This is a genomic window from Pseudoalteromonas sp. ABV4_021, from assembly GCF_056159365.1.
In genome coordinates, this window is sequence record NZ_JBSWVB010000001.1 from 273084 (window position 1) to 298083 (window position 25000).

At 40.7% G+C, this 25000-nt stretch carries 23 protein-coding genes; 19 read left to right on the forward strand and 4 right to left on the reverse strand.

What is annotated here, in order from left to right:
- Nucleotide 1: 1 nt before the first annotated feature.
- Nucleotides 2–595, forward strand: a complete 594-nt coding sequence (locus tag ACXAFE_RS01320; RefSeq protein WP_475147449.1) for a UPF0149 family protein — start codon at nucleotides 2–4, stop codon at nucleotides 593–595.
- 253 nt (nucleotides 596–848) lie between these two features.
- Here ACXAFE_RS01320 and ACXAFE_RS01325 read toward each other — a convergent pair whose 3' ends face one another.
- Entirely contained in the window at nucleotides 849–1196 is a 348-nt protein-coding gene (locus ACXAFE_RS01325) for a hypothetical protein (protein ID WP_475147457.1), read from the reverse strand.
- A 127-nt stretch (nucleotides 1197–1323) separates the two neighbouring features.
- On the opposite strand from ACXAFE_RS01325, the gene ccoG reads away from it, so the two are divergent.
- The 13 genes from ccoG (at nucleotide 1324) to ACXAFE_RS01390 (ending at nucleotide 15863) form a co-directional block, all read left to right on the forward strand.
- Nucleotides 1324–2748: a cytochrome c oxidase accessory protein CcoG gene (gene ccoG / locus ACXAFE_RS01330; protein ID WP_475147460.1), complete on the forward strand. Its 1425-nt coding sequence runs from the start codon at nucleotides 1324–1326 to the stop codon at nucleotides 2746–2748.
- Entirely contained in the window at nucleotides 2749–3723 is a 975-nt protein-coding gene (locus ACXAFE_RS01335) for a serine/threonine protein kinase (protein ID WP_475147466.1), read from the forward strand.
- A gap of 9 nt (nucleotides 3724–3732) precedes the next feature.
- Complete coding sequence (locus tag ACXAFE_RS01340; RefSeq protein ID WP_475147471.1) at nucleotides 3733–4359, forward strand: thiol:disulfide interchange protein DsbA/DsbL; 627 nt, start codon at nucleotides 3733–3735, stop codon at nucleotides 4357–4359.
- Between the two features lie 10 nt (nucleotides 4360–4369).
- Nucleotides 4370–5002 (forward strand): thiol:disulfide interchange protein DsbA/DsbL, encoded by a 633-nt coding sequence (locus ACXAFE_RS01345; RefSeq protein ID WP_054978977.1) that lies wholly within the window; start codon nucleotides 4370–4372, stop codon nucleotides 5000–5002.
- A gap of 242 nt (nucleotides 5003–5244) precedes the next feature.
- The gene (locus ACXAFE_RS01350; protein ID WP_475147473.1) at nucleotides 5245–6351 is read left to right on the forward strand and encodes an EAL domain-containing protein; all 1107 of its coding nucleotides are present in this window, start codon (nucleotides 5245–5247) and stop codon (nucleotides 6349–6351) included.
- A 366-nt stretch (nucleotides 6352–6717) separates the two neighbouring features.
- A complete protein-coding gene (gene leuA, locus ACXAFE_RS01355; RefSeq protein WP_105171116.1) occupies nucleotides 6718–8265 on the forward strand; it encodes a 2-isopropylmalate synthase in 1548 nt (515 codons plus the stop codon).
- Entirely contained in the window at nucleotides 8262–9341 is a 1080-nt protein-coding gene (gene leuB, locus ACXAFE_RS01360) for a 3-isopropylmalate dehydrogenase (protein ID WP_475147479.1), read from the forward strand. The genes leuA and leuB overlap by 4 nt, the downstream gene beginning before the upstream one ends.
- A gap of 61 nt (nucleotides 9342–9402) precedes the next feature.
- Nucleotides 9403–10803: a 3-isopropylmalate dehydratase large subunit gene (gene leuC / locus ACXAFE_RS01365; protein WP_475147484.1), complete on the forward strand. Its 1401-nt coding sequence runs from the start codon at nucleotides 9403–9405 to the stop codon at nucleotides 10801–10803.
- On the forward strand, nucleotides 10803–11402 hold the full coding sequence (leuD, locus tag ACXAFE_RS01370) for a 3-isopropylmalate dehydratase small subunit (protein ID WP_475147486.1): 600 nt from the start codon (nucleotides 10803–10805) through the stop codon (nucleotides 11400–11402). The genes leuC and leuD overlap by 1 nt, the downstream gene beginning before the upstream one ends.
- A 65-nt stretch (nucleotides 11403–11467) precedes the next feature.
- Entirely contained in the window at nucleotides 11468–11869 is a 402-nt protein-coding gene (locus ACXAFE_RS01375; RefSeq protein ID WP_336434337.1) for an ACT domain-containing protein, read from the forward strand.
- A 2-nt stretch (nucleotides 11870–11871) separates the two neighbouring features.
- Nucleotides 11872–12492, forward strand: coding sequence for a trimeric intracellular cation channel family protein (locus tag ACXAFE_RS01380; RefSeq protein ID WP_054978970.1), 621 nt, complete (start codon nucleotides 11872–11874; stop codon nucleotides 12490–12492).
- A 59-nt stretch (nucleotides 12493–12551) separates the two neighbouring features.
- Nucleotides 12552–14066, forward strand: coding sequence for a YifB family Mg chelatase-like AAA ATPase (locus ACXAFE_RS01385; protein WP_475147491.1), 1515 nt, complete (start codon nucleotides 12552–12554; stop codon nucleotides 14064–14066).
- A gap of 84 nt (nucleotides 14067–14150) precedes the next feature.
- Nucleotides 14151–15863, forward strand: coding sequence for a hypothetical protein (locus tag ACXAFE_RS01390; RefSeq protein ID WP_475147496.1), 1713 nt, complete (start codon nucleotides 14151–14153; stop codon nucleotides 15861–15863).
- 81 nt (nucleotides 15864–15944) lie between these two features.
- Here ACXAFE_RS01390 and ACXAFE_RS01395 read toward each other — a convergent pair whose 3' ends face one another.
- On the reverse strand, nucleotides 15945–16631 hold the full coding sequence (locus ACXAFE_RS01395) for a response regulator transcription factor (protein ID WP_475147502.1): 687 nt from the start codon (nucleotides 16629–16631) through the stop codon (nucleotides 15945–15947).
- Nucleotides 16632–16780: 149 nt separating this feature from the next.
- Nucleotides 16781–19246, reverse strand: coding sequence for an alpha/beta hydrolase family protein (locus ACXAFE_RS01400; RefSeq protein WP_475147504.1), 2466 nt, complete (start codon nucleotides 19244–19246; stop codon nucleotides 16781–16783).
- 258 nt (nucleotides 19247–19504) lie between these two features.
- Here ACXAFE_RS01400 and ACXAFE_RS01405 point away from each other — a divergent pair, with 258 nt between their 5' ends.
- The 5 genes from ACXAFE_RS01405 to ACXAFE_RS01425 all read left to right on the forward strand — a co-directional run bounded on the left by ACXAFE_RS01405 (nucleotide 19505) and on the right by ACXAFE_RS01425 (nucleotide 23908).
- Entirely contained in the window at nucleotides 19505–20620 is a 1116-nt protein-coding gene (locus ACXAFE_RS01405) for a hemolysin family protein (protein WP_336434341.1), read from the forward strand.
- Nucleotides 20607–20978, forward strand: a complete 372-nt coding sequence (locus ACXAFE_RS01410) for a hypothetical protein (RefSeq protein ID WP_475147508.1) — start codon at nucleotides 20607–20609, stop codon at nucleotides 20976–20978. The genes ACXAFE_RS01405 and ACXAFE_RS01410 overlap by 14 nt, the downstream gene beginning before the upstream one ends.
- A gap of 150 nt (nucleotides 20979–21128) precedes the next feature.
- Nucleotides 21129–21761 (forward strand): 2OG-Fe dioxygenase family protein, encoded by a 633-nt coding sequence (locus ACXAFE_RS01415; RefSeq protein WP_010561220.1) that lies wholly within the window; start codon nucleotides 21129–21131, stop codon nucleotides 21759–21761.
- A gap of 9 nt (nucleotides 21762–21770) precedes the next feature.
- Complete coding sequence (locus ACXAFE_RS01420) at nucleotides 21771–23006, forward strand: cysteine desulfurase-like protein (protein ID WP_475147511.1); 1236 nt, start codon at nucleotides 21771–21773, stop codon at nucleotides 23004–23006.
- 110 nt (nucleotides 23007–23116) lie between these two features.
- The gene (locus tag ACXAFE_RS01425) at nucleotides 23117–23908 is read left to right on the forward strand and encodes a CLCA_X family protein (protein ID WP_475147513.1); all 792 of its coding nucleotides are present in this window, start codon (nucleotides 23117–23119) and stop codon (nucleotides 23906–23908) included.
- A 365-nt stretch (nucleotides 23909–24273) separates the two neighbouring features.
- On the opposite strand, the gene ACXAFE_RS01430 is transcribed toward ACXAFE_RS01425, so the two are convergent.
- Complete coding sequence (locus ACXAFE_RS01430; RefSeq protein ID WP_475147516.1) at nucleotides 24274–24894, reverse strand: hypothetical protein; 621 nt, start codon at nucleotides 24892–24894, stop codon at nucleotides 24274–24276.
- Nucleotides 24895–25000 lie beyond the last annotated feature (106 nt).

Here is a 25000-nt window from a genome sequence, read left to right on the forward strand (position 1 = left end):
CATGATTGAATTTACACAAACAGATAAGCACGCGTTGGCGAGCTGGTTAGCAAGCAGTGAAATGGCACCTTATGCGATGCCACTCTCCCAGCTGGAAGGGTATTTATTTGCGCTTATAGCGGCGCCAGCTCCGATCATTGAAGATATTTGGGTAAATGAAGCGCTCGGTAATAAAAGCGAGGAACTAGCCGACGATAACCTGTTTGCACTTATGGCCTTTCACAATGATGTTAGCGATCATGTTTTTGAAAAAGGCTATGCGCTATCTTCTCGCATCAGCATGATGCAACCGAGCGCTGCTAATTTATCAAAAAACGGCGAGCTTCATTTATGGGCGCTAGGTTTTACTCAAGGCATTAAGCATTATATAGAGCCAATTGTATCGGCGAATAATCTCAATGGGGAACTAAGCGAAGCACTGGCAATGACGTTAGGTTATTTATGCTTTTTTGCAGATCTAAATAACGACGCTTCATTGTGTGATGATGTTATCAGCTTGCTTGAACCATTTGCTGAGGGGTATGCAGAGCTTATTGAAGCATGTGTGCTGGATGCAGGACTAATTGAAGAAGATGATTTAGATGATCTCGAATGAGATCATCTAAATACTCACAACTAAAGTTTGCTTTTGTTAGCTTGAGGTAACTAATCTATCTCAAGGGTGATCTGAGTACAGCCAGATCCGCAACTTATAATAAACTCATCATCTTTGTCGTTAAGTGTTACGCTAAGAGGTTTGTTACACGTATCACAATTAACTGTACCGCCTTTTAAGAGCTTTTTTAAAACGGCTTTTTGATCATTAAAGTTTTTGGCAAACTTTTTATTAAGCTGTGAAAAATCCATAATTAACGTTTAGATTCTTCCGCAATAATCTTACAAATTTGTCTTAAATCATCCCCGTAAAAGTAAGAGTTAAGCTCTTTTTGTACACAGTAACGGGTTTTAAACGATGACATTTTTTGGTTAGTGGCAAGCTGCTTAGTTAAATAGTCTTCCGCAGTTTGTGATAAGCGAAGTTTTTCTTTGGCACGCTTTAATGAACGAGCAGCTTCTTGATCTGTTTTTACTTTGCTCGAATCACTCAGTACGCCCATAATCTTGTCATAAAGTTCTTGTCGCGGCTTAGCAATGCTTGGGTGATCAACACTGGCTAAGATAAGAATGACCAATACAAATAAGAAGTAATTTTTCATAAACTTTTCTTTTTTTTGATTTAGCACTAATTTGCTGTGTATTTAGTTTAATAAAATGCATCGCACTAGCAAAGACAATTGTTATAATTAAGCAACTTATCTACAAGTTTGCACACCTAGGGGCGCCATGGACAAGCAAATTAAAGTAAAAAATATCCCAACCGAAGTAAAGGTACATAAGCCTGACGCGGAAAAATTTGATCGCTTTAACCCGCGAAACCGCATCTATGTTCGGGCTGTAACAGGTTTACATCAAAAGTTACGTAAGTACCTTGGTTTTATTGCCATGCTTAGTTTTATGTTACTGCCATGGGTGAGTTTCAACGGTCATCAAGCGGTTCTTTTCGATATCTTCAATCAAAAATTCAATATTTTCGGCATGACATTATGGCCGCAAGATTTAACCATTCTTGCCTGGATTTTTATGATTGGCGCTTTTGCTCTGTTTTTAGTAACGACTTTTTATGGTCGGGTTTGGTGTGGCTACATGTGTCCGCAAACAGTGTGGACTTTTATTTTTATTTGGTTTGAAGAAAAAATCGAAGGCAGCGCGAATCAGCGCAAAAAACTCGATCAGCGTAAAATGGACTTTGATAAGTTTTGGCGAAAATCAGCGAAACATTTAAGTTGGGTTGGTTTCTCACTTTTTACCTCGTTAACCTTTGTTGGTTATTTCACACCTATTCGTGAACTCATGGTGGATTTTTTCACTTTTGAAGCAACGGCCTATGCTGTTGGTGGCGTATTGTTTTTTACTTTTTGTACCTATGGCAATGCAGGCTGGATGCGCGAAATCATGTGTTTACATATGTGTCCTTATTCGCGTTTTCAATCAGCGATGTTCGACCAAGATACCTTCACTGTTAGCTATGACGAAAAGCGCGGTGAAAACCGTGGACCACGCGGCAGAAAACAAGATCCAAAAGAGCTTGGGTTAGGCGATTGTATTGATTGTAAAATGTGTGTGCATGTCTGCCCGACAGGCATTGATATCCGTAATGGATTACAGTACGAATGCATTAACTGTGGTGCATGTATCGATGCGTGTGACGAAGTGATGGATAAAATGAATTATGACAAAGGGCTTATTTCATATACCACAGAGCGTAACTTAACATCTGATAAAAAGACCCACGCGTTTCGTCCGAAAATTATTGGCTACTTGGTTGTAATGCTTGTTATTTGCGGTATTTTTGTTGCAGATGTGATGACTCGTATTCCTATGGACCTTGATATTATTCGCGACCGAAATCAGCTTTACCGCGTAACTAATGAAGGTTTAGTTGAAAACACATATACTTTAAAAATTCTTAATAAATCACAGCAAGACCACGAATACACCATCGCGGTTGAGGGACTAAATAATTTTAATATTATTGGCAAAACACAGGTGAATATTCGTTCCGGTGAGTCGTATAGCCTGCCGTTGTCAATTGCAATTGACCCGTATGATTTGAAATCGCCAATTACCGAATTTAATTTTGTCTTGCAGCGTGCAGATCAAACGCAGACGCAACTTGCACAGCCAAGTAAGTTCTTTAAAGGACGTTAAATGTCGACTTTTGATTTTAGTGATTTAACGCCTGAACGTATTTTAGACGCAGTTGAAAGCATTGGTATTTACCCTATATCAGGGCTTTTAGCGCTAAACAGCTATGAAAACCGCGTTTATCAGTTTGTGGCGGAGGATAACAAACGTTATGTAGTGAAGTTTTATCGCCCAGAGCGTTGGAGCTCATTGCAAATACAAGAAGAGCATGATTTTAGTTATGAACTGGTTGACGGTGAAGTGCCTGTTGTCGCGCCAATAAAACGCGACAATACTAGTTTATTTGAATACCAAGGTTACCGTTTTGCGTTGTTTCCGAGCGTAGGTGGTAGAACGTTTGAAGCAGATAATTACGATCACCTGGAAGTTTTAGGTCGTTTTATCGGTCGTTTACATAATGTGGCTAAAACTAAACAGTTTGCCGTTAGGCCAACAATTAGTTGCCAAGAGTTTTTGCACGACGCCAAACGTTCTCTAATAGATAGTAATTTAATATCGCCAAGTTTAGAAACGCCATTTATGACTGTTTTGCAACAGGTTATAACGTTAACTGAAGAGAAATATTCGCCAATTAACGAGATCCGCTTGCATGGTGATTGCCATATTGGCAATATTCTGTGGACAGGCAATGAACTGACTTTCGTTGATTTAGATGACGCTCGTCAGGGGCCAGCAGTTCAAGACTTATGGATGATGTTAAGCGGTGATGAAAGTGAACAACGCATGCAAATGGATACATTATTGTGTGCATATGACGAATTCTCATCACTGGATTTACAAGAACTGAAGCTGATCGAACCTTTGCGCGCCTTACGTATGATTAATTATATGGGCTGGCTTGCAAAACGTTGGAATGATTTAGCATTTCAACGGAACTTTTCGTGGTTTGCATCAGACAAATACTGGGAACAACAAATATTAAGTTTAAAGGAGCAATTGGCTGCGTTGCACGAAGCACCGCTAAAGCTTTTGCCATAAGAGAACCCTATGACTAAGAAGTTATTTTTAATTGTTGCATTAATTTTTCCGTTAGCACTATTTGCTAAGGAGTTTACGTTTGAAGAGGGGAAGCACTTTTCGCGTATTGAAACTGAAAAATCTGAAAAACCACAAGTAACCGAGTTTTTCTCATACTACTGCCCGCATTGCTACAATTTTGAAATGATCGCCCAGCGATTAAATAAAGAGCTACCAGCAGATACTTTTGTTAAAAGTCATGTAAACTTTTTAAACGGCATTGACCCAAAAACTCAATCGTTACTTTCTGTTGGTTACTTAGTTGCAAAACAAGCAGGTAAAGCGAGTGAAGCGAGCGACGCTATCTTCTCATTTATTCATCGTAATCGCGGCAGCTTCGCAACAATCGGTGATGTGCGTCGCTTATTTGTATTAAACGATATTGTAACAGAAGAAAAATTTGACCAGCTAGCCGGCAGCATGGCAATTGCTGCGCAAGAACAGTACATGGTTGAACAGCAAAAGCGTTTTTCAGAACTGCGCGCGTTGACTGGCGTACCAACATTTATTGTTAACGATATTTACCGTATCGAATTAACCAGTATCAAATCATACGATGAGCTAAAAGCGCTCGTTGACTATCTATTAGAAAAATAACGGAGTAATAATGAAAGCATTTTTTAAAGCTGCTCTTTTAGCTTTAGCACTGCCTGTTGTGGCAATTGCCAACCAGTTTGAAGAAGGCGTGCACTATGAAGTGATCTCAGATCGCGCAACTAAAAAGCCGGAAGTAACTGAGTTTTTCTCATTCTACTGCCCAGCATGTAACAACATGGAAAACGTGATTTACGACATTAAACCTTTACTAAAAGATGGCGTGGCATTTAAAAAAGCGCACGTTAACTTTATGGGCGGTCGTTCAAAAGAAAATCAAGAAATGTTGTCACAAGCGTTAGCAACAGCCGAAGCGCTGCCGCAAAAAGACCAAGTGATTGCAGGTATTTTTAACCATATTCACGGTGAGCGTAAAAGCTTTAATGAAGTTGCAGACGTAAAAGATGTATTTGTAGCTAAAGGTGTTGAGGCTGCAACATTCGATAAATATTACAAGAGCTTCGGCGTACGCACTAAAGCGAAGAAAATGAGCAAAGAACAAGAATTCTTTAAGAGCAAAGGTGCATTAGGCTCAGTACCAACCTTTATCGTTAATGGTAAGTACAAAGTTAACTTTGGCCGTAAGTCAGGCATTTCAAGTGCTGAAGATATGGCGAACCTTATCAATTACCTTGCTCAAAAATAACTTACGCAATTAGTTAAAAAGCGCTGTTTAGGCGCTTTTTTTGTGTTTAAATTTTGCTTTATCTCAGGGATGGTTGCATAAACCATAATTTTAACTCAGTAATTTAAGCTCAAATATGAGTACGAGTAAGCATTGTTTTAAGTTGCGGTTGAGATTAATTCGCGCAATTTGCTGACTTCGTGCAACTGGTAAATTAATTTTTTTATGCTTGACTTAAATTACACATTTAAATGGTTTTTATCATGGAATTAAAAGAACAAACCGTATACATATTTGATAGTAGTGAAGAACAACGGGCTGCTACACAAAAGTGTATAGAATACCTATGGGCTGGCAGAATTTTCACTACTGGTAATCTCGCTAGTTTACAAAGTGAAGTCGTACAGGGTACCAGTGACGACACTTTAGTTATCACGGTTAGCGAGTTTACTGATGTTGATATGTCGAGCTGGTTGCTTGGCACAGGTTTTAAAGGTCGTTTAGTCTTACTGCTGAATGATGAAGATGCGGTGCCATTATTTTTACCTTGTGAACTCGTCGCACAAATTAATAAACCGGTAAAATTAAGCGATTTTAACCAAGTGTTTAGTCAGCGTTCGGTGACTGAAAAAATCATCGATAAAGACATACTGGTTTCACTTCTCTCACGACGAGATTGTATTAATCTCGATTTTCAGCCGGAATTTCGCAGCCAAAACGAAAAACTATCAGGGTTTGAATGTCTTGTGCGTTTTCAAGAAAACGGTATTCAGTTGAGCACGCGCGAAGTAATGAACGCTATCGAAAATCATCAGATGATCGCGACCTTTAGCGACGTATTCTTTAAGCGCATTGCCGAAGTATTACCCGCATTTAGCAGCGTGCGTCTTGCGATTAATCTATCGCTTATCGATCTTGAACAGTATGACTTACTCAAAGTGATGAGCCAGCACCTAGATATCGCGGGTATTAATCCTGAACAAATCGTTTTTGAGTTCCCGCTGGATGCGTTCTATAGCTCAAATGCTAAGGTCATTGAATTATTAACTGGGCTTAAAGAATTGGGTTTTAGTTTAGCGATTGATGGCGATGATGATGTGCTTAGTAATATTGAAAAGTTGCCATTAGTGATTGATGAAGTAAAAGTACCAGTTGCGCAACTTCAGCATTTAGATAAACAGCAAATGGATAAGGTATCGCAAGCCTATCACTACCATTCAATTAATTACATATTTGCGCGCATTGAAAGTTACCAACAGCAGAAGCTCGTGCAAAACAATTTCTCATGTAGTTTTATGCAAGGATATTATTTAGCGCCACCGATCCCTGTAAACCAAGTTTTTGAGATGTTAAAAAATAATCGTATTTAATTTGCTCATTTTTAATTTTATTTTTTATGCATAACACTTATCACGATTGACTAATATTTTTCTAAATCCGTCAAAAGTGAAAATATATTTCAATAAATATTGCTTTTTGGTATTTAAATTCCTTTTTGATTGCCTTTGATACCGATTTTTTGGATTTTTTATGCTTGTTTTGTTCTTTTGCTAATGGTTAAATTGCCTTAGTTAATGATGGAAACTAAATAAAAATGTCAAAAAACACGATTAGCCTACTTCTAAACAACCTCTTACTGCGTAATTGCAGAAGCGGGGCTTAGTGTATTTGACTGAAAAGTTTGCAAAAACCCCGCTAAATGCGGGGTTTTTTTATATTAGGGCAAAGGTGCAGGTATGAGCGATAAAATTTGGATATTTGATACGACGTTACGCGATGGTGAGCAAGCATTAAAAGCAAGCCTTACAGAGGACGATAAGCTTCAGCTGGCTCATGCAATAAGTCGACTAAACGTTGATGTTATGGAAGTTGGGTTTCCGGTTTCTAGTCCAGCTGATTTTAGAGCCGTAGAACGCATCGCCCGTGAAGTTAAAGGACCATCAATTTGTGGTTTAGCGCGTGCCGTTGAAAAAGACATTGAAGCATGCGGTTTAGCATTAAGACCAGCTGAAAAAAGTCGTATTCATACCTTTATCGCAACCAGTCCATTGCATCTTGAGCATAAATTACGCATGAGTCTTGATGACGCAACAGCAATGGCGGTGCGTTCGATTAAGCAAGCGCGAAACTACACTGATGACGTAGAGTTTTCTTGTGAAGATGCAGGGCGTACACCGCATAGCGATTTATGCCGTATTGTTGAAGCTGCGATTAATGCAGGAGCGTCAACTATTAACTTGCCTGATACCGTTGGTTATGTAACGCCAGATGAATATGCCGCAATGATCACACATTTAATGAATAACGTGCCAAATATCGATAAAGCACGTTTAAGTGTGCACTGTCACAATGACTTAGGTTTAGCCGTTGCTAACTCAATTGCCGCAGTGCAAGCGGGCGCGCGTCAAATCGAGTGTACGGTTAATGGTATAGGTGAACGCGCGGGTAATTGCTCTCTTGAAGAAGTGTCGATGATCTTAAAAATGCGTGAAGATCACCTTAAATTACATACCGATATTGTCAGCGAAGAAATTTATCGAGCATCACGACAAGTCAGTCAAATTTGCAATATGCCAGTGCAACCAAATAAAGCCATTGTTGGTGAAAATGCGTTTGCCCACAGTTCGGGCATTCACCAAGACGGCGTATTAAAGGCGCAAAACACTTACGAAATTATGGCGCCAGAAACAGTCGGTGTACCAAACAACCAGTTAAATATGACTTCGCGTTCAGGTCGTCATGTTATCCAGCATCGTTTAAGCGAATTAGGGTATCAAGCTGAAGATTACGATATGGATGCGTTATACAAAAGCTTCTTAGCGTTAGCCGATCAGAAAGGCACGGTTTATGACTATGACCTTGAAGCGATGATTTATTTTAATAATCAATCGGATGAAAGCGATTTCTATCAATTGTCATTTGTTCATTCAACATCAAATTCTCAGTCAATCGCTAGCAGCAGTATTGGCATGACCATAGGCGGTAAAGAAGTAACTGAAGCTGCTACGGGTAACGGTCCGGTTGAAGCATCATTCAAAGCTATTAAACGTATGACTAATATGGATGTTGAAATAATTGAATATAATTTAGACGCAACAGGGCAAGGCGAGGGGTCGCTTGGTCAGGTTGATATTATTGCTAAGTTTGACGGACGTCAGTATCACGGCGCAGGTTTGGCAGCAGATATAGTAGAAGCGTCGGTACGCGCTTTGGTTCGAGTTCACAATTTAATTTATCGGGCGCAGCAAGTGTCTGATCTAAAACTACAAAGGAAAGCAGTATGAGCAGCCAGTCAAATTACGACATCGCAGTATTAGCCGGCGACGGTATTGGACCTGAGGTGATGAGCGCCGCAATCGACGTATTAAATGCGGTTAGTGAAAAGTTTAATTTTTCATTGAGCTTAAATCATCACGCTATTGGTGGTGCAGCGATTGATCAATTTGGCAAGGCACTGCCAGATACTACGCTAGCCGCGTGCGAACAAGCTGATGCTATTTTGTTCGGTTCAGTTGGCGGTCCGAAATGGGAAGGCTTACCACCATCAGAGCAGCCTGAGCGTGCGTCGTTATTGCCACTTCGTAAACATTTTGGCTTGTTTTGCAACTTGCGCCCAGCACAATTATTACCTGCATTGAGTGCTGCATCGCCACTGCGTGCAGATATTAGTTCAAAAGGCTTTGATATTTTATGTGTACGTGAACTTACCGGTGGTATTTATTTTGGCGATAAAGGCCGTAGCGGAGAAGGTGCTGATGAATACGCATTCGATACGCAAAGATATTCACGTAAAGAAATTGAACGCATTGCGCGCTTTGCGTTTGAAGCCGCTAAGTTGCGTGCAAATAAAGTTACTTCGGTTGATAAAGCAAATGTGTTGGCATCGAGCGTGTTGTGGCGTGAAGTGGTAACTGAAGTAAGTAAAGATTATCCAGACGTGGCACTTGATTATATTTATATCGATAACGCAACGATGCAGCTTGTAAAAGAACCAAGCCAATTTGATGTATTGCTATGCGATAACTTATTTGGCGATATTTTATCTGACGAATGCGCAATGATCACAGGATCGATGGGGCTATTACCATCGGCAAGCTTAAATCAAACTGGTTTTGGCTTGTATGAACCTGCTGGTGGCTCTGCACCGGATATTGCTGGAAAAGGCATTGCTAACCCAATCGCACAAATTCTAAGTGCGGCCTTAATGCTGCGTTACTCACTTAAGCAAGATGAAGCCGCACGCACGATTGAAAAGGCAGTGGCAGAAGCTGTAGCTGCCGGAGTGGGAACACCAGATATTTTCCCTACCGCGGGTTACACCACGTTAGACGTTGCAAAAGAAATTATTGCGCGTATTTAATTTTAAATTTTAGGCCTGAATTTAACAGGCCTCCGTCACCGATAATAGCAAGGGGAATGACGTGGCTCAGACCTTATACGATAAAATTTGGCAGGCTCACAAAGTTACTGCCATTAATGAAGAAAGTGATTTACTTTACATTGATCGACACTTAGTACACGAAGTTACATCACCACAGGCATTTGCAGGCCTGCGTGAAGCAAACCGTAAAGTACGTTGTCCTGAAAAAACGTTTGCAACAATGGACCATAACGTATCGACAAAAAGCCGCTCATTAGATGCTGCAAGTGAAGTTTCAAAAAACCAATTAATTGCACTAAAGCAAAACTGTGAAGAGTTTGGCATTGTGCTTTACGATCTTAATTCAATTAACCAAGGTATTGTCCATGTAATGGGGCCTGAACAAGGTATTACCTTGCCAGGTACAACCATTGTATGTGGCGATAGCCATACTTCGACCCATGGTGCGTTTGGCGCGCTAGCGCATGGCATTGGTACTTCTGAAGTAGAGCATGTATTAGCAACACAAACATTACAGCAGAAAAAAGCCAAGAGTTTAAAAATTCAAATTGATGGCCAAATTAACCTTGGCGTTACCGCAAAAGACATTATTTTAGCGGTTATCGGTAAATTAGGTACCGCGGGTGGTACAGGTTATGTTGCAGAGTTTTGCGGTGAAGCAATTAGTGCGCTTTCAATGGAAGCGCGCATGACACTTTGTAATATGAGCATTGAAATGGGTGCTAAAGCAGGCTTAATAGCACCGGATAAAGCAACTTACGACTACTTAGAAGGGCGTCCGTTTGCACCAAAAGGCGATGATTGGCAGCAAGCAGTTGCGTATTGGCAAACCCTAAAGAGCGATGATGATGCAGTGTTTGATCACACCGTTGTATTGAATGCTGCGGATATTCAACCACAGGTTACTTGGGGTACAAGTCCAGAGCAAGTGATTGGTATTGACCAATTAATCCCTGACCCAGATGAACAAAGTGACTTGATTAAAGCTGATGCGATTCGTCGTGCGTTGGCTTATATGGACTTAAAGCCGGGCCAAAAGATTTCAGATCTTTCGGTCGACACGGTATTTATTGGTAGTTGCACAAATAGTCGTATTGAGGATTTACGTGCGGCAGCCTCGCTCGTTAAAGGTAAGCAAGTCGCGGTGGGCGTTGAAGCGTTAGTGGTACCAGGCTCAGGCTTAGTTAAAAAACAAGCGGAAGACGAAGGCCTTGCTGATATTTTCATGCAAGCAGGCTTTGAATGGCGAGAGCCGGGATGTTCAATGTGCTTAGCTATGAATGATGATCGCTTAGGCGCGGGCAAACGCTGTGCGTCGACATCTAACCGTAATTTTGAAGGTCGCCAAGGCCGAGGTGGTCGCACTCACTTAGTAAGTCCAGCAATGGCAGCAGCCGCGGCTATTCATGGTCGATTTGTTGATATTCGAGGAGGCATCTAATGAGTAATTATCACACCGGCTTAATGGCACCACTTGATAAAAATAATGTAGATACAGACCAAATTATTCCGAAGCAGTTCTTAACGTCAACAAGTCGTGATGGCTTTGATAAGGCGCTTTTTTACGATTGGCGTTATTTAGATAATGGCGATGCGAACCCTGAGTTCATTTTAAATGAAGCGCGATATCAAGGGGCTAGCGTGTTGTTAACACGCGATAATTTTGGTTGTGGTTCATCGCGTGAGCACGCGCCATGGGCATTAAAGCAGTATGGTTTTACGGTAATCTTAGCTGAGAGCTTTGCCGATATCTTTTTTAATAACTGTACGAATAATCAGATGCTTGCTATCGCATTACCGAGCGAAACACTCGATCATCTATTTCACGTAACAGAGCAAATTTCTCAAGTAAATGTTGAAATTGATTTGCAAAATCAGGTTATTAAAAGCAATGACTTTGATGATATTAAGTTTGATATTCGTCCCGATATTAAACAGCGCTTGTTATCAGGATTAGATTTTATTGGTGTTACAGAAACACTAAACGATAAGATTGATGCCTTTGAACAACAACTTACAAGCCAAAGGGCTTGGCAATAACTGCCAGATGAAATTAGAATGAAAAAGGCTGTGTTAACAGCCTTTTTTTATACAGGAAAATAATTATGTTTGGCGAAACGAATTTACAACTACTGATAAAAAATATGCGACCGCTGTTACAGCCGCAAAGCTATGTATTTGTGTCTGTATCAAATGTTGAAGCGTTTGATATGGATAAGGTATTTGCGCGCATCAACGAGCCAGAAGGGGCGACCTTGATTCTCACCAAACAACAAGCCGTTGAATGGCAGTTAGAATATGTTTCAGAGTTTTCGTTAATAACCCTGCGAATTCACTCAAGCCTTGATGCGGTAGGATTAACGGCAGCATTTTCAAGTGCGTTAGCAAAGCATGGGATTAGCGCAAATGTGATTGCAGGCTTTTACCATGACCATGTTTTAGTTGCCAAGCAAGATGCAAACAAAGCTATCGATGTGCTTGAAACATTAGCGCAGCAAGCAGGTTAATTATGGATTCGTTATTCCACTGGATTGATTTATTTGGTGTTGCCGTGTTTGCGATCTCTGGTGCACTTGTCGCTTATAAAAAGAAACTAGATGGCTTTGGCGTAGTGGTTTTAGCATCTGCGACTGCAATAGGCGGTGGTACAACGCGCGATGTGATTTTAGATGTGCCGGTTTTTTGGTTAAAAGATCCTACGTATTTGATTTCGATTTTTATCGCTAGCGCCATCACTATTGTATGGCTTAATCGTCAACGCGGATTTCCACAGGTATTGCTTGAAATAGCAGATGCATTAGGGTTGGCATTTTTTGTGGTGATGGGGGTGCAAAAAGCCTTAAGTTTAGGTATGCCAGACTTAACCGCAATTGTAATGGGCACAATTACCGGCTGTTTTGGCGGCATGATCCGTGACGTACTGGCGCGTACCACACCTATGGTTTTAAAAAGTGAGTTGTACGCAACTACCTGTATTTTCGGTGGTATTTTGTATACTCAAAGTTTGAATTTAGGCGTACCAACCAATCTTGCCATGTTGGTGGGAATGCTAGGTACATTAAGCTTACGTATGGGCGCAATAAAGTGGGGCTGGAGCCTACACGTGTTCAAATACAATAAAGAAAAGTAAGCAGCTGAGCGCTAAATATACGCTACACTAAAAGAAAGAAATAAATTAAGGACAATGGAATGTCTTTTGCCTGTGTTTATTCTCGTGCACAAGTCGCGATGGATGCCCCGCTTGTTACCATAGAAATACATATCACCAGTGGCCTACCTAAATTTACCATAGTCGGTTTGCCTGAGGCATCAGTTAAAGAAGCTAAAGATCGTGTGCGCAGCGCAATTATCAACAGCCAATTTAAGTTTCCGCAAGAACGCATCACTGTAAATTTAGCGCCTGCCGACTTACCGAAGGAAGGTGGCCGTTTCGATTTAGCCATTGCAGTTGGTATTTTGTTGGCTTCTAATCAATTGGGCCAGCTCGATTTACGACAACTCGAATTTTTTGGCGAACTTTCTTTAAGTGGAGAAATTCGTCCGGTGCAGGGGCTGCTATCGTCGTTAATCGCTAACGTTAATAGTGGCAAAACGGTTTATATTTCAGCGTTCAATGCCAGTGAAGCTGCGTTGGTAACAAACTGTAATACCAAGCATGCCAGTAGTTTAAATCAGGTTTGCCAAGACTTAACGGGCCAGCAAGCGATTGAATATACTTTAAACAGCCCACAAGCTGAAGCGTTAACTTCACGCTACACAATTGATATGGCAGAAGTAAAAGGTCAAGCTCAAGCTAAGCGCGCACTGGAAATAGCCGCAGCAGGAAAACACAATGTAATGTTTCTTGGCCCGCCTGGCACAGGAAAATCCATGTTGGCAGCACGAATGGCGACCATTATGCCGCCACTTACCGAGTCTGAGGCGCTTGAAACCGCTACTGTCTATTCAATTATCGGTAAAACCATCAACAACAGCGAGTGGCAAGTAAGACCGTTTCGCGCGCCCCATCATACTTGCTCAGCGGTTGCTTTAGTTGGCGGCTCTTCAAACCCTAAACCAGGTGAAATTAGTCTCGCGCATAATGGCGTGTTATTTTTGGATGAACTTACTGAGTTCGAACGCAAAGTATTAGACAGTTTGCGCGAACCATTAGAAACACGAAAAGTCACGATATCGCGCGCTGCAAGGCAGTCAGAGTTTCCGGCTAACTTTCAGCTTATTTGTGCGCTAAACCCCAGCCCGACAGGGTGTCATCGTGATAATCGCGCCTCGCCAGAACAAATTCTTAAATACTTGAGTCGTGTATCAGGACCATTTCTGGATCGAATCGATTTGCAAGTAGAATTACCTAAACTAAAAACCCACGAATTACAGTCAACACAGCAAGGCGAAAGCTCTGAGGTTATTCGTAATCGAGTGGTTGTAGCGCAGCAGCGGCAATACCAAAGGCAGGGCAAGTTAAATGCATTGCTGAGTAATAACGAACTTGACCAAGTCGTTACCCTCGATAATGAAAGTTTGGCGTTTATGGCACTGGTTACTGATAAGCTCGATTTATCACCGCGCTCGTATCATCGTGTGCTAAAAGTGGCGCGCACCATTGCTGATTTAGCCTCTGAAAAAACAGTTGCGCTAAATCATATTAAAGAGGCGATTAGTTACCGCGCGTTTGAGCGGCTATTAAATACGCTTACACGTGTATAAATACTGCAGCTTAGGCGTTTCCTCAGTTGCACCACTATTAACCAGCTGTTAACATGAAGTTTGGTGCAATTGACAGGAGTTGAAATGAAAAAGTTAGCGAGTGTAATAGCCGGCATTTTATTGGTGGGTCAAAGCTTTTCAGCAAGCGCAAATGCTGATCGTGCGATGGATCTCTATCTCAATCAAGACTACGCGCAAGCCTTTAAACTTTTTCAAAAAACAGCTCATCTCGGTCATGGTAAAAGCCAATTTAATTTGGGTGTTCAATACTTACGCGGGCAAGGTGTACCGCAAGACCCAGTTTTAGCATACGCTTACTTAGCAGTGGCGATTGAAAATGGCTTTCTAACAGCAAGACAAGCTTTAAAAACCGTTGAACGCCGTTTAACCCCAGCACAAACCAAAGCAGCAAAAGCGAAAGCAGATGAATTAATCGGTTTTTACGGTAAAGCTGGTAGCAAGAATATTCGCTATGCATTGCCATTTGGCCGTGCGTATAACCCGCCACCTAAACGCACAGAAAACCCAGAAGCCAAGTACCCAGGTAGTTTGTTTAAAGAGGGTATTCCAGGTATGGCACGATATCTATTTGATATCGACCGCAATGGTATTGTACGAGATATGCAGTTGTTACAAAGCTATCCTACAGATGAATTTGCGCAGAGCGTTCGTGAAAAACTTGAAAATTCACGTTACCAAATCTTAAAAGTAGGCGGTACGTTACGAAAGTTTAGCCAAGCGCAGTTTAGCGGCATGTTTAAACGCACAGATATTCCAGAAGAAACGCGTAAAAAACTAGCGAGCAAACACAAACAATTACTTGCTAAAGCAAAGCGTGGCAACAGCAAAGCCCAAGCAGAATTAGCTGATATGTTAGAGTTAATGAGCGACGACAATATGTTAAAGGTGGCTTATTTACCAGACGACACGGTTTCAAGTTCACAAGGTGAGGCGAACTTACTAGCGAGCAATGCCGATAACTTTTCAAATAATATTCAGCTCGAAGAAGATTTTTATAACTTTGCATACTTAGTATGGTTAGATAAGCAAGGTAACACGCTTCGCTTTGAGGCAACCGGTGATTATAAAGCACCGAAAGAGCTCGATGAACTAGCAGTTAAAACTATGAATAACTGGCACGTATTGGTCAGCGGCGATGAGCAAGCCGAATATGGTCCATTTTTAGCTGAGTTTTTCTATAACAATGAAGCGCGAAATAGTACTTACTCAAACTACCTTAATCGTCAAAACGTAAAATTGAAAAAGATTATTGCCAAGCCGCGTGAAGAGATGCCGAGTTACTGGCGTTTAAAAGCAGCACAAGGCGGTGATTTTGCATCACTTATGTTGTTAGGTTCGGGCTGCAACTTACGTATTTTAGGTACTGCAGCGGATCTTGGCCATACGCCAGCGCAAACCTTGGCTGCAAAATGTGTTTTACAAAAAACGAACGCAAATAAAGACCAGCTTAATCAAGCGAAAGAGTGGCTAACAGCGGCTTCGGAACAGGGCGATTATATTGCAATGCGTGAACTTGCCGGCGTTTATGCGCGCGACTCACATAATCAAGGTGAACTAAATTACGCGATTGAGTTAACTAAAAAAGTGGTTGATGAGAAAGATGATCCATGGGCATATGAATATATGGCTGCGGCGTATGCTAAATTAGGTCAATTTGAAGAAGCCATTGATATGCAAGAAAAAGCAGTTGAAGAAGCATGGGACAAAGATTACTTTGTTGATGCAGCAAAAGCGCGCTTAGCAGCTTACGAAAATTCAAAGCTAGGTACGTGGTAAAAAGCTAATATTAATCAATTAAAAAAGGCCGCAAAAGCGGCCTTTTATATGTTTATTCGCTAGTTAAGTAAATTGTTATTATTAACCTAGGGCAATCATATAGCCTTTGCCACGTACCGTAACAATACGCTTTTGTTCTTTTTCATCGCCTAATTTCTTGCGTAGGCGACCAACTAATACATCTACGGTTCTGTCTGATGGGCTCCAGTCAGATTGACCGATTTCTTCCGATAGCTTTTCACGGCTAGTTGGTTTACCAGCATTACCTATTAATGAAATCAGTACTTTATGTTCTGCTTCAGTTAAGCGTATTTCGTCGCCACTGGCAATGATAAGCGTGCGATGTTCTGGGTGCACTTTGATATCTGAATATTCAATGTATTCGTCATTGGTTTGAAACAAGTTAAGACGCTTAGCAAGCGCTTTTAATCTTAGCTCTAGCTCAAGTAAATCAACTGGCTTACAAATGTAGTCATCTACACCTTGTGCTAACCCTAAAATGCGATCTTCTTGCGAATCGCGGCTTGAAAGTACGACCACACCGATATCTGAAATTAGATTTATCTCTTTAGCGAGCACTAGGCCGTCTACCTGCGGCAGTACAATATCAACAATCACTAGTTTGATTTCGTGGTTTGAACGAATGATTTCAGCTGCATTTGCACCGGTTTCGTCTACCACAAAACTAAAATCACTATTGCTAAAATGTGATTGAATGCGCCTTACTAGCAAGGAGTCATCTTCAACTAGAAGTACTTGTATTGTCATAATGCTCGTTAATGTGTTTTTCTGCCCGAAGCAATATTATCACCAATTTTGCACTGAATGAAAAATAGAAATGTTATGTCACAAAATGCTTGTGTACAGAAATAATAACGGCCCATTGTGGGCCGTTATTATTTACTAGTACTTAAATCTTATTTTTGTGTATATAAGTCGTTCCACCATTGTGGTTGTTCTTTTAGATGTTTGTCGAAATACGCAAGCATGGTATTCCACCAATGGAAGCGTTTATCACGCGCAAAAATTTGGTGGTCTGCGCCTTTGTATTCAACCAATTCAACATCTTGACCTAGTAGCTTTAAGGCTGTGTACATAGTGTGGCTTTCGCCCACAGGTACATTGGTATCAGCATCGCCATGGATCAGTAATAACGGTGTTTTTACTTTATCAGCGTTAAATACAGGGCTGTGCTCTGAATAAAGCTTTGCGTTATTCCAAGGAAAGCTGTTTTTAGAGGCTTCACCCGAATATAAATAACCCCACCAACCTTGGCCCCAGTAAGAGGTAATATTTGAAATACCTGCATGGGAAATAGACGCGCTAAACATATCTGTTTTGGTTGCCAACAACATAGTCATAAAGCCACCGTACGATGCACCTAAATTACCTACTTTAGTTTTATCAACAAAGCTGTATTTATTTAAGAATGCGTTTGTACCTTTAATAATGTCATTTGCTGTGTATTCACCCCATGCATTTACGTGTTTAGCTGAGAAATCTTGGCCAAAGCCAGTTGCACCGGTTGGTTGTAATACGTAAACCACATAGCCATTTTCGGCCCATAAATTAAATGGGTAGCGGCCGGTAAATGCGCGATTTACAGGTGAAGTACCGCCATAGTAGTAAACTAATGCAGGGTATTGCTTTTGTTTATCAAGGTTACTTGGTAGGTAAACGCGCCCTTTAATTTCAGTACCTTGCTCATTAGTGAAATTAAATTCTTCTAAACTTGGCAATTGGGTATTAGCGTAGAATGCTTTTTTGCTATTAAATAAGGTTTTTGACTTAGTATTAGAGAGTTTAGTTTTTAACTGCACTTGTTGTGGTAATTGTGCGCCAGTGCCAGCGAAAACAAGGGTAGGTGACTTCTCATTAGAAACACTAAAGCGTTCAATTACGTCAAGATTCGTTTTTACTTTATTAAAGCGTTTTTTACTTTCATCAAATACATATAGCTGGCGTTTGTCTTCTTCACCCACATTTAAAATCACATCGTCATTTTTTAATACGCTAAATTGACCAATGCTTGGATCAAATGTTTTTGATAACGCAGTGATGTTTTTACCATCGTAGCTTACTGAATACAGTTGCGTGTCGTAATTGTTACTAAGCTGAGAGTCTGCAACCGTTTTTCCTGCTTTTTCACCGAATTCAGGGCCAGCGGTAATATATAAACCATCACTAGAATACTGCGCACTATTAAAAGTACGGTACTTACCAATAGTTGTTTGGCTATTGTCTTTTAAGTTGTATTCCAGCAGTTCTGTTAGCATATGTGGCGGTGCAGCATAATCTGAAATAGAACGGCTTAATAACAGCGTTCCGCGTTTGCTATCAAAATCCTGTAAGCTAACACTAAATTCAGCAGGACTTACTTGGCGCATTAAGCCTGAATTAACATCGTATAAGTAAACACTGGTTTTATTGCGTGCATACGACCAGCGATCTTCTAAACCATGATAATACTTCGTAAGCGATGTCGACTTTTCAGGGCGCTTTACCCAAGTAAAAATAAGCGTGTAATTATCATAAAAATCAACATTGCTGATGCCAAATAGATCTTCACTTAATGCGCTGGTGGTTAGCGTTTTAAGGTATAGTTTATATAGCACTTTATTGCTTGTGTATACAAGATAAGTGTTATCGTCTGACCAAGCAAAATTGCTGGCGTTAGCTGGTAATGAGTAAACAATCTCGTTGTCTTTAACCGACTTGATAACAGTTTCTCTAATAGCCTTATTTGCATTTTTATCGTTATAGCTGCGCGTTTGCCAAATTAAGTGCTTACCGTTTGGTGAAATGCTTAGGTTACTAACGGTTTTGCTATCAAATAATTGTTTTGCGCTTAGCGTGTTTGGCGCATCACTAGAAACGCCTATTTTGCTCTCTTCAATTTCGCTGGTTAAATCTAAAGCTACCTTGCCCCAATCTTCAACACTTTCAGTAATAATGATTACTTGGTGTTGTCCTGTTGTTAGCGGTAGTTTATAAGCGTCGCCTTTTTTAGAGAGCAACTCGCCATTAAGATAAAAACTCGCCTCTTTAACACCATCTAACTTAAGTGTTGCAGGTGTAAAGCGCGTTGTTGTTAATGTGAACTTAAGGGCTTGTAGGCCAGGTTCAGTTAATGCATTTACCTTGCTTAAGCTTTGCCATTTTAGTGTATTACCAAAAAACGAAACTGACTTTTGGTCGGCTGTTAAGCTTTGCTTTAGGTTGGTTAAAATGGCGTTTTTACGGTTTGTTTCAAATGGCTTGAGTGCGTTTTGCGGCGCAATTGGGCCTAAGTAATTAATCTTGCTTGCATCAATTGCTTCAGCATGCGCCACAGGAGAAATAAAATAAGCGCCGAGCATTGCTGCTAAAAATGATTTTTTCATTGTGAGTCCTTATGAAAATGCGTGACGAAATCATAGCGAAAAAAAGTATGAATGTATGCTTGAACTCGTTGAGTTGCAGCCCAATTATGGTGAACAACGAAAACGATTGTTAATTGATTTTGTAACGGGCTTTAATTGTGATGGTTTATCGCTGTTTATAAATTAATACAATTAAAATGCGGTTGTTGTACGCAGCACTGGTTTAATTGGGTAAACTAGTGACTGAAATTATTATTCGCCATGATTCGAGAGGTTACTGTGGCTTTGTTAATTACCTATATGCTGTTAGCTATAGGCATTTCGTTTGTATGTTCAATAATGGAAGCGGTATTACTAAGTATTACCCCAAGCTATGTCGCCAGTTTAAAAAAGCAAAAACCAAAATTGGCTGCGCGCATTAACTCATTAAAAGAAAAAGTAGATCAGCCGTTAGCAGCGATCCTAACTTTAAATACGGTTGCACACACAGCCGGTGCTGCAGGTGTTGGTGCACAAGCTGCCGCGGTATTTGGTGATGCGGCAATTGGTATTGCTTCTGCGGTAATGACACTACTGGTGTTAGTGTTGTCTGAAATTATTCCTAAAACGTTAGGTGCAAACTATTGGCGTCAGCTTACGCCAATTGTATCGTCGTCACTTGTTGTAATGGTTCGCTTATTAAAGCCGTTTATTTGGCTTTCAGACATCATTACGAAAATGCTCGGCAGCAAGCAAAGCGAAAGCCACTATATCCGTGCTGAAATTGAAGCGATGGCTGAAATGGGTAGCGAAGCTGGCGCACTTCATCAAGAAGAAAGCGAGCTGATTCGCAGCCTGTTAAAATTCCGTCATTTAAAGTTGGACACCTTATTAACCCCGCGCACAGTATTATTTAAAGTACACAAAGACTTAACAGTAGATGAGTATCTTAAACAACACGGTAGCGTGGCGTTTTCACGCGTACTCGTGTTTGACCAAGACTCAGACGACATTATTGGTTTTGTGCACAAAAATGACATCATGCTGGCGTACCACCGTTTAGGTGAAGACTACAAAATTGCCAAGCTGGTAAAACCAATTTATACCGTGCCTGAAACCTTGCACGTTCACACTTTGCTACACACGTTATTAGAAAAACGCATTCATATCAGCCTAATCGTAGATGAATACGGTGATGTACAAGGTATTGTGACGTTAGAAGACATGATTGAAAGCCTAATGGGTATGGAAATTGTGGATGAGCGCGACCAAACCTTTAATATGCAGACCATGGCTAAGGAAAAGTGGCAGCAACGTGTTGATAATCATGAAAACCTGATTAAGAACGATGAACACGGCGTAGATAGCAAAACACCTGAAGTTGACAAAAAGTCGCTCAGCGATGAGTGTAACTAAGCTACAGCATCATTTTGTAAACCTCGCTAAGCGTTTAAATGCTTGGCGAGGTATTATGGTGTTATTAGCTTTTATTAGTGGCGCCTTGTTAGGTGCTTCGCTGCTAATAGACAATCCACAAATGAACAACTACCAAGTGGGCTTTATTTTGCTACTTGGCTGGAGTTTGCTCGGTTATTTTTTTATCGCCAGCTTTAGCTTGTATGATGGGCATATTCCCGCCAATGCATCATGGTTCTCACGTGTTAAACATAAATTAGCTAAGATTTTTATTAGAATTCTTACTCTAATTTTTGTATTAATGGTCGCTGTTACCCTATATTTAACGCTTCGCTTAATAAGCGTTTTCAGTAGTTAAATTTTAAATTGAATGTAATATTTAATTTCTACGCTTAAATTGGATTTTTTAATCCAATTAGTCCTTCATTCATGAAATATAAACCACAAAAAACCTGTTAAAACCGTCTAAGATCTCCGCGATTTATAATTCATCATCTGCGAGCGTGTTATGACGAAAGTAAACAACCAGAATCTGCTGCAATTGCGTTTTATTGAGCAAGCATTTATCGAGCAGCTAAAACCTTCTTTTGATAACTTACCGGCAAACCCATATGCCGACGGTGCATTTCGTTTACGCCGTTACTCTGTAATTAAACTTGTTGATGGCAAATTAAGCCTGCAACCAACTAAAGCATTTGTTCAAGATGACTCAATTAACCAATTCCAAGGTAACATTGAGCGTACTTACGAAAATCTTGAAGAGTCGCTGTTAGCGACTGACGGTATGCAGCATTTAGTTAACCAATTTATCGAAATGTCAGGCATTGCTAGCGATACTGATATCGAAATTCACCAATTCCGTATGTTAGCGATTGATGCAGATACACCACCAGCACCAGAAGGTGTGCATCAAGATGGTTTTGACCATGTTTGTGTTGCAGGTGTGTCGCACAGTAATATTGAAGGTGGTGAGCTACTAGTTTACGAATCACGCGATGCAGAGCCATGTTTCAAAATGGAAATTAAAGACGGCATGTTTGCCATGGTGAATGACCGTCAGGTATGGCACAACGCGACACCAATGAACAAAATCGACAACGATAAAGTAGGCTACCTAGACTGCTTTGTATTAACAGCGTAGGAACTGATAATGCAATTAACTAAAATCCGTAAGCAGTTTCCAGCGTTAATGCAGGAAGTAGCAGGTAAATCACCGGTATTTTTAGATGGCCCTGGTGGCTCACAAGTACCGCAAAGTGTTTTAACTGCCATGTCAGCTTATTTAGGTCGTTATAATTCAAACTTAGGTGGCGCATTTTTCTCAAGCCACCAAACGGTTGACCTAGTAAATAAAGCACGCGAAAGTGCCGCAACATTGTTAAATGCACCAAGCAAAGAGCAAATTGTGTTTGGTCCGAATATGACCAGTCTAACCTTTAGCTTTAGCCGTGCGGTTAGCCGTGATTGGCAAGCGGGCGACGAAATTATCGTAACTAATGCAGATCACTTCTCAAACGTATCTAGCTGGCAGCAAGCGGCAGACGATAAAGGCGTAAAAGTTCACGCATTAGAAGTGGATACAGCAGACTGTAGCCTTGATTTAGTGCAGTTAAAATCATTACTTAATGAAAACACTAAGCTTGTTGCAGTAACTTACGCATCAAACACTACTGGTACTATCAACGATATTAAAGCGATTGTTGATATGGCACACCAAGTAGGTGCGCTAGTGTATGTAGATGCTGTGCATTATGCACCGCACATGCTGGTGGATGTACAAGCACTTGATTGTGACTTTTTAGCGTGCTCTGCGTATAAATTCTTTGGCCCACATTTAGGTATGGTTTACGGTAAACGTGAACACCTAGAAGGTTTTACGCCATATAAAGTAGAGCCAGCAACCGATTTAATTCCAGGTCGTTGGGAAACGGGTACGCAAAGTTTTGAAGCTATGGCAGGTTTTATTCAAGCCGTTGAATACATTGCAAGCCTAAGCGAACTTGATGAAAGTGAGCCACTGCGCAAACGTTTAGAAGCTGCTTTTGCCAATGCTAAACAGCATGAAGATGCGCTTTCGAAATATTTCCTTGAGCGTATCGCAAAGTATAAATCAGTAACCTTATACGGTATTTCTGATCTGTCTCGCTTAGCTGAGCGTACACCTACCTTTGCAATTACTATTGCGGGCGTAACGCCACGCCAGGTGTCTGAGCACTTAGGTAAAGAGCATATCTGTGTGTGGGACGGTAACTTCTACGCTAAAGGCTTATGCCAGCAGCTTAATGTGTTAGATAACGGCGGTGTTATTCGCATTGGTTGTATGCACTACAATACAATCGAAGAGCTAGAACGCTTTTTTGATGTATTAGAGCCGCTACTTGCATAAGCTCACAATACATGAATTTGAAAAAGGGTAACTGAGTTACCCTTTTTTATTGGATAATGGCAGCATCAAAGTAAATAAGCCGAATTCGGATTAAATAGATTAGAGCCAACTTGAAGTTAACCAGCTTTAAATACAAAACTCGCAAAGGGCCAGACTATCGTCATGGTGAACAAGTGTCGTTTTTAGATATAAAACACACCTTTGGCATGGGTAATATTCGTGTGGGTAGCTGGGTAACGCGTGAAGAAAAAGACCTTGCCGCTAATTTAGTATTCGATGCACTGGCCGATTTAGCATACATCTTGGCATTACCGCCACAAGCAATAGGGCTGCGTGGCAACTTAAACCTTGCCTTTGGTAGCGGCGGGCGAAAGGGCGTGCAAGCGCATTACGCACCTCATTATCGCGAGCTGGCACTGGCTAAAAACGCGGGAGCAGGGGCACTTGCCCATGAGTTTTGGCATGCCTTTGATCATTACATCGCCGACAAAGCTTTTGATATTAATGATGCAGAAATTTTTCCAAACCGCATTTTATTTGCCAGTGACTGCTGGCTGAAAAACAAATCACAAGTTGCCCACCCGTTAAATGATCGTCTGATAAATATTTTTAGCGCCATGCTGTTAAGTGACGACGGCCAAGATAAAAACGACTTTGTTGCCCGCAGTGTAAAAGCCGACTTAGCCTTATCAAGAAACTACTTTTCACTACCCACCGAAATGATGGCTCGGGCTTTTGAAGCCGCGGTTGAGGCTTGCCCTGATATTGAAAACAGTTATTTGGTTGCGGGCACAACAAACCCTGATGTAATGCCGGTTTTTCCTGACTTAACCCATCGGCAAAGAATTTATGAGGCGTTGCTGGCGTATTTTAAGCCATTGGGGATGGCATTGAGTAAGTGAGTTGGTTGATGATTGAGATGAGAGTTTAATCTTAGCATTAAAGATTGCAGATAGATTGTATGTCGCGCTGGCGACAGCAGCCAAAGGGAGGCTAACGCCGGCCTCCCTTTGGAATCCCTCGGCGCCCCGAAATCAAACTAATCTTCAAACGTATTTTTAAATGTGAACATAAACGCCATCAAGCAACATCCATGTCGCTACATGGCTTGCTCGACGGCTTCGCTCCCTGTCTCGCATTATTCATTTAAAAAATCGTTTTCAGGTTTGATTTAAGGGGAGGGAGTGATACTCGAAAGTGTATTTTTAATAAAAAAATTACTCATGTAGTTTCAATGTCTCTGATGACGCCAGTGTTATCCTTCGTACTATCGCCCTTTCTTGATTTTTTTGAATTCGACTTCTGCTGCTCTAGTAAAACACTCCATTGTTAAATCTTGGAATTTACCAATTTCAGATAAATCTCGTAAAATGACTATCAATGACTCTAAATAATCTAATGAGCTATTAATCAGGTCGATTAAGAAATTAGAAAACTGGTGATGATCGAAAACCAAATCAATTTCAGAACTAAAAAAACGATGACCACTCTCATCAGAATATGAATTAATTGCAGTTTCTAAAACGAAAACGCTTATTAGGTAGCTCTCAGCTTCAGAACCAAATTCAGCTAACATAACTTTTAGTTCTGGTTTCCATTGTAGTGCGAGTGAAAGTAAATCTTTATCTATATGCGCTGCAAATACATTTCTTAAATATTTACAAAACTGTAAGCCTTTTTTTATCTCACTAAACTTTTTCGAAAGCATGCCACTTTCTTTATAAGCAAGCCTTATTTTAGATGCGCTATCAAGTAAATTTGTTAAACAGGTTAAGCTAGATTTAATAAGCAGTACCCTGCTTGCCAGAGTAGGGTGTCCCTTAAAAGATTCACTTATACAGTTAAGATCACTTTGAACCATTCTGAAATTTACATATTGCTCAATCATTCATGTACCTATAACAACTTTTAGTGAGACATTACAAGGTCGCTTACTTTGTAAGGTTGTGGTAACTCATTTTCGTCGTTTTAAAAGTGAAAACTCATATTAAATC

Coding starts and splice junctions, on each gene's coding strand:
- ACXAFE_RS01320 (WP_475147449.1), top strand. CDS start 2: ATGATTGAATTTACACAAACAGATAAGCACGCGTTGGCGAGCTGGTTA.
- ACXAFE_RS01325 (WP_475147457.1), bottom strand. CDS start 1,196: ATGAAAAATTACTTCTTATTTGTATTGGTCATTCTTATCTTAGCCAGT.
- ccoG (WP_475147460.1), top strand. CDS start 1,324: ATGGACAAGCAAATTAAAGTAAAAAATATCCCAACCGAAGTAAAGGTA.
- ACXAFE_RS01335 (WP_475147466.1), top strand. CDS start 2,749: ATGTCGACTTTTGATTTTAGTGATTTAACGCCTGAACGTATTTTAGAC.
- ACXAFE_RS01340 (WP_475147471.1), top strand. CDS start 3,733: ATGACTAAGAAGTTATTTTTAATTGTTGCATTAATTTTTCCGTTAGCA.
- ACXAFE_RS01345 (WP_054978977.1), top strand. CDS start 4,370: ATGAAAGCATTTTTTAAAGCTGCTCTTTTAGCTTTAGCACTGCCTGTT.
- ACXAFE_RS01350 (WP_475147473.1), top strand. CDS start 5,245: ATGGAATTAAAAGAACAAACCGTATACATATTTGATAGTAGTGAAGAA.
- leuA (WP_105171116.1), top strand. CDS start 6,718: ATGAGCGATAAAATTTGGATATTTGATACGACGTTACGCGATGGTGAG.
- leuB (WP_475147479.1), top strand. CDS start 8,262: ATGAGCAGCCAGTCAAATTACGACATCGCAGTATTAGCCGGCGACGGT.
- leuD (WP_475147486.1), top strand. CDS start 10,803: ATGAGTAATTATCACACCGGCTTAATGGCACCACTTGATAAAAATAAT.
- ACXAFE_RS01375 (WP_336434337.1), top strand. CDS start 11,468: ATGTTTGGCGAAACGAATTTACAACTACTGATAAAAAATATGCGACCG.
- ACXAFE_RS01380 (WP_054978970.1), top strand. CDS start 11,872: ATGGATTCGTTATTCCACTGGATTGATTTATTTGGTGTTGCCGTGTTT.
- ACXAFE_RS01385 (WP_475147491.1), top strand. CDS start 12,552: ATGTCTTTTGCCTGTGTTTATTCTCGTGCACAAGTCGCGATGGATGCC.
- ACXAFE_RS01390 (WP_475147496.1), top strand. CDS start 14,151: ATGAAAAAGTTAGCGAGTGTAATAGCCGGCATTTTATTGGTGGGTCAA.
- ACXAFE_RS01395 (WP_475147502.1), bottom strand. CDS start 16,631: ATGACAATACAAGTACTTCTAGTTGAAGATGACTCCTTGCTAGTAAGG.
- ACXAFE_RS01400 (WP_475147504.1), bottom strand. CDS start 19,246: ATGAAAAAATCATTTTTAGCAGCAATGCTCGGCGCTTATTTTATTTCT.
- ACXAFE_RS01410 (WP_475147508.1), top strand. CDS start 20,607: ATGAGTGTAACTAAGCTACAGCATCATTTTGTAAACCTCGCTAAGCGT.
- ACXAFE_RS01415 (WP_010561220.1), top strand. CDS start 21,129: ATGACGAAAGTAAACAACCAGAATCTGCTGCAATTGCGTTTTATTGAG.
- ACXAFE_RS01420 (WP_475147511.1), top strand. CDS start 21,771: ATGCAATTAACTAAAATCCGTAAGCAGTTTCCAGCGTTAATGCAGGAA.
- ACXAFE_RS01430 (WP_475147516.1), bottom strand. CDS start 24,894: ATGATTGAGCAATATGTAAATTTCAGAATGGTTCAAAGTGATCTTAAC.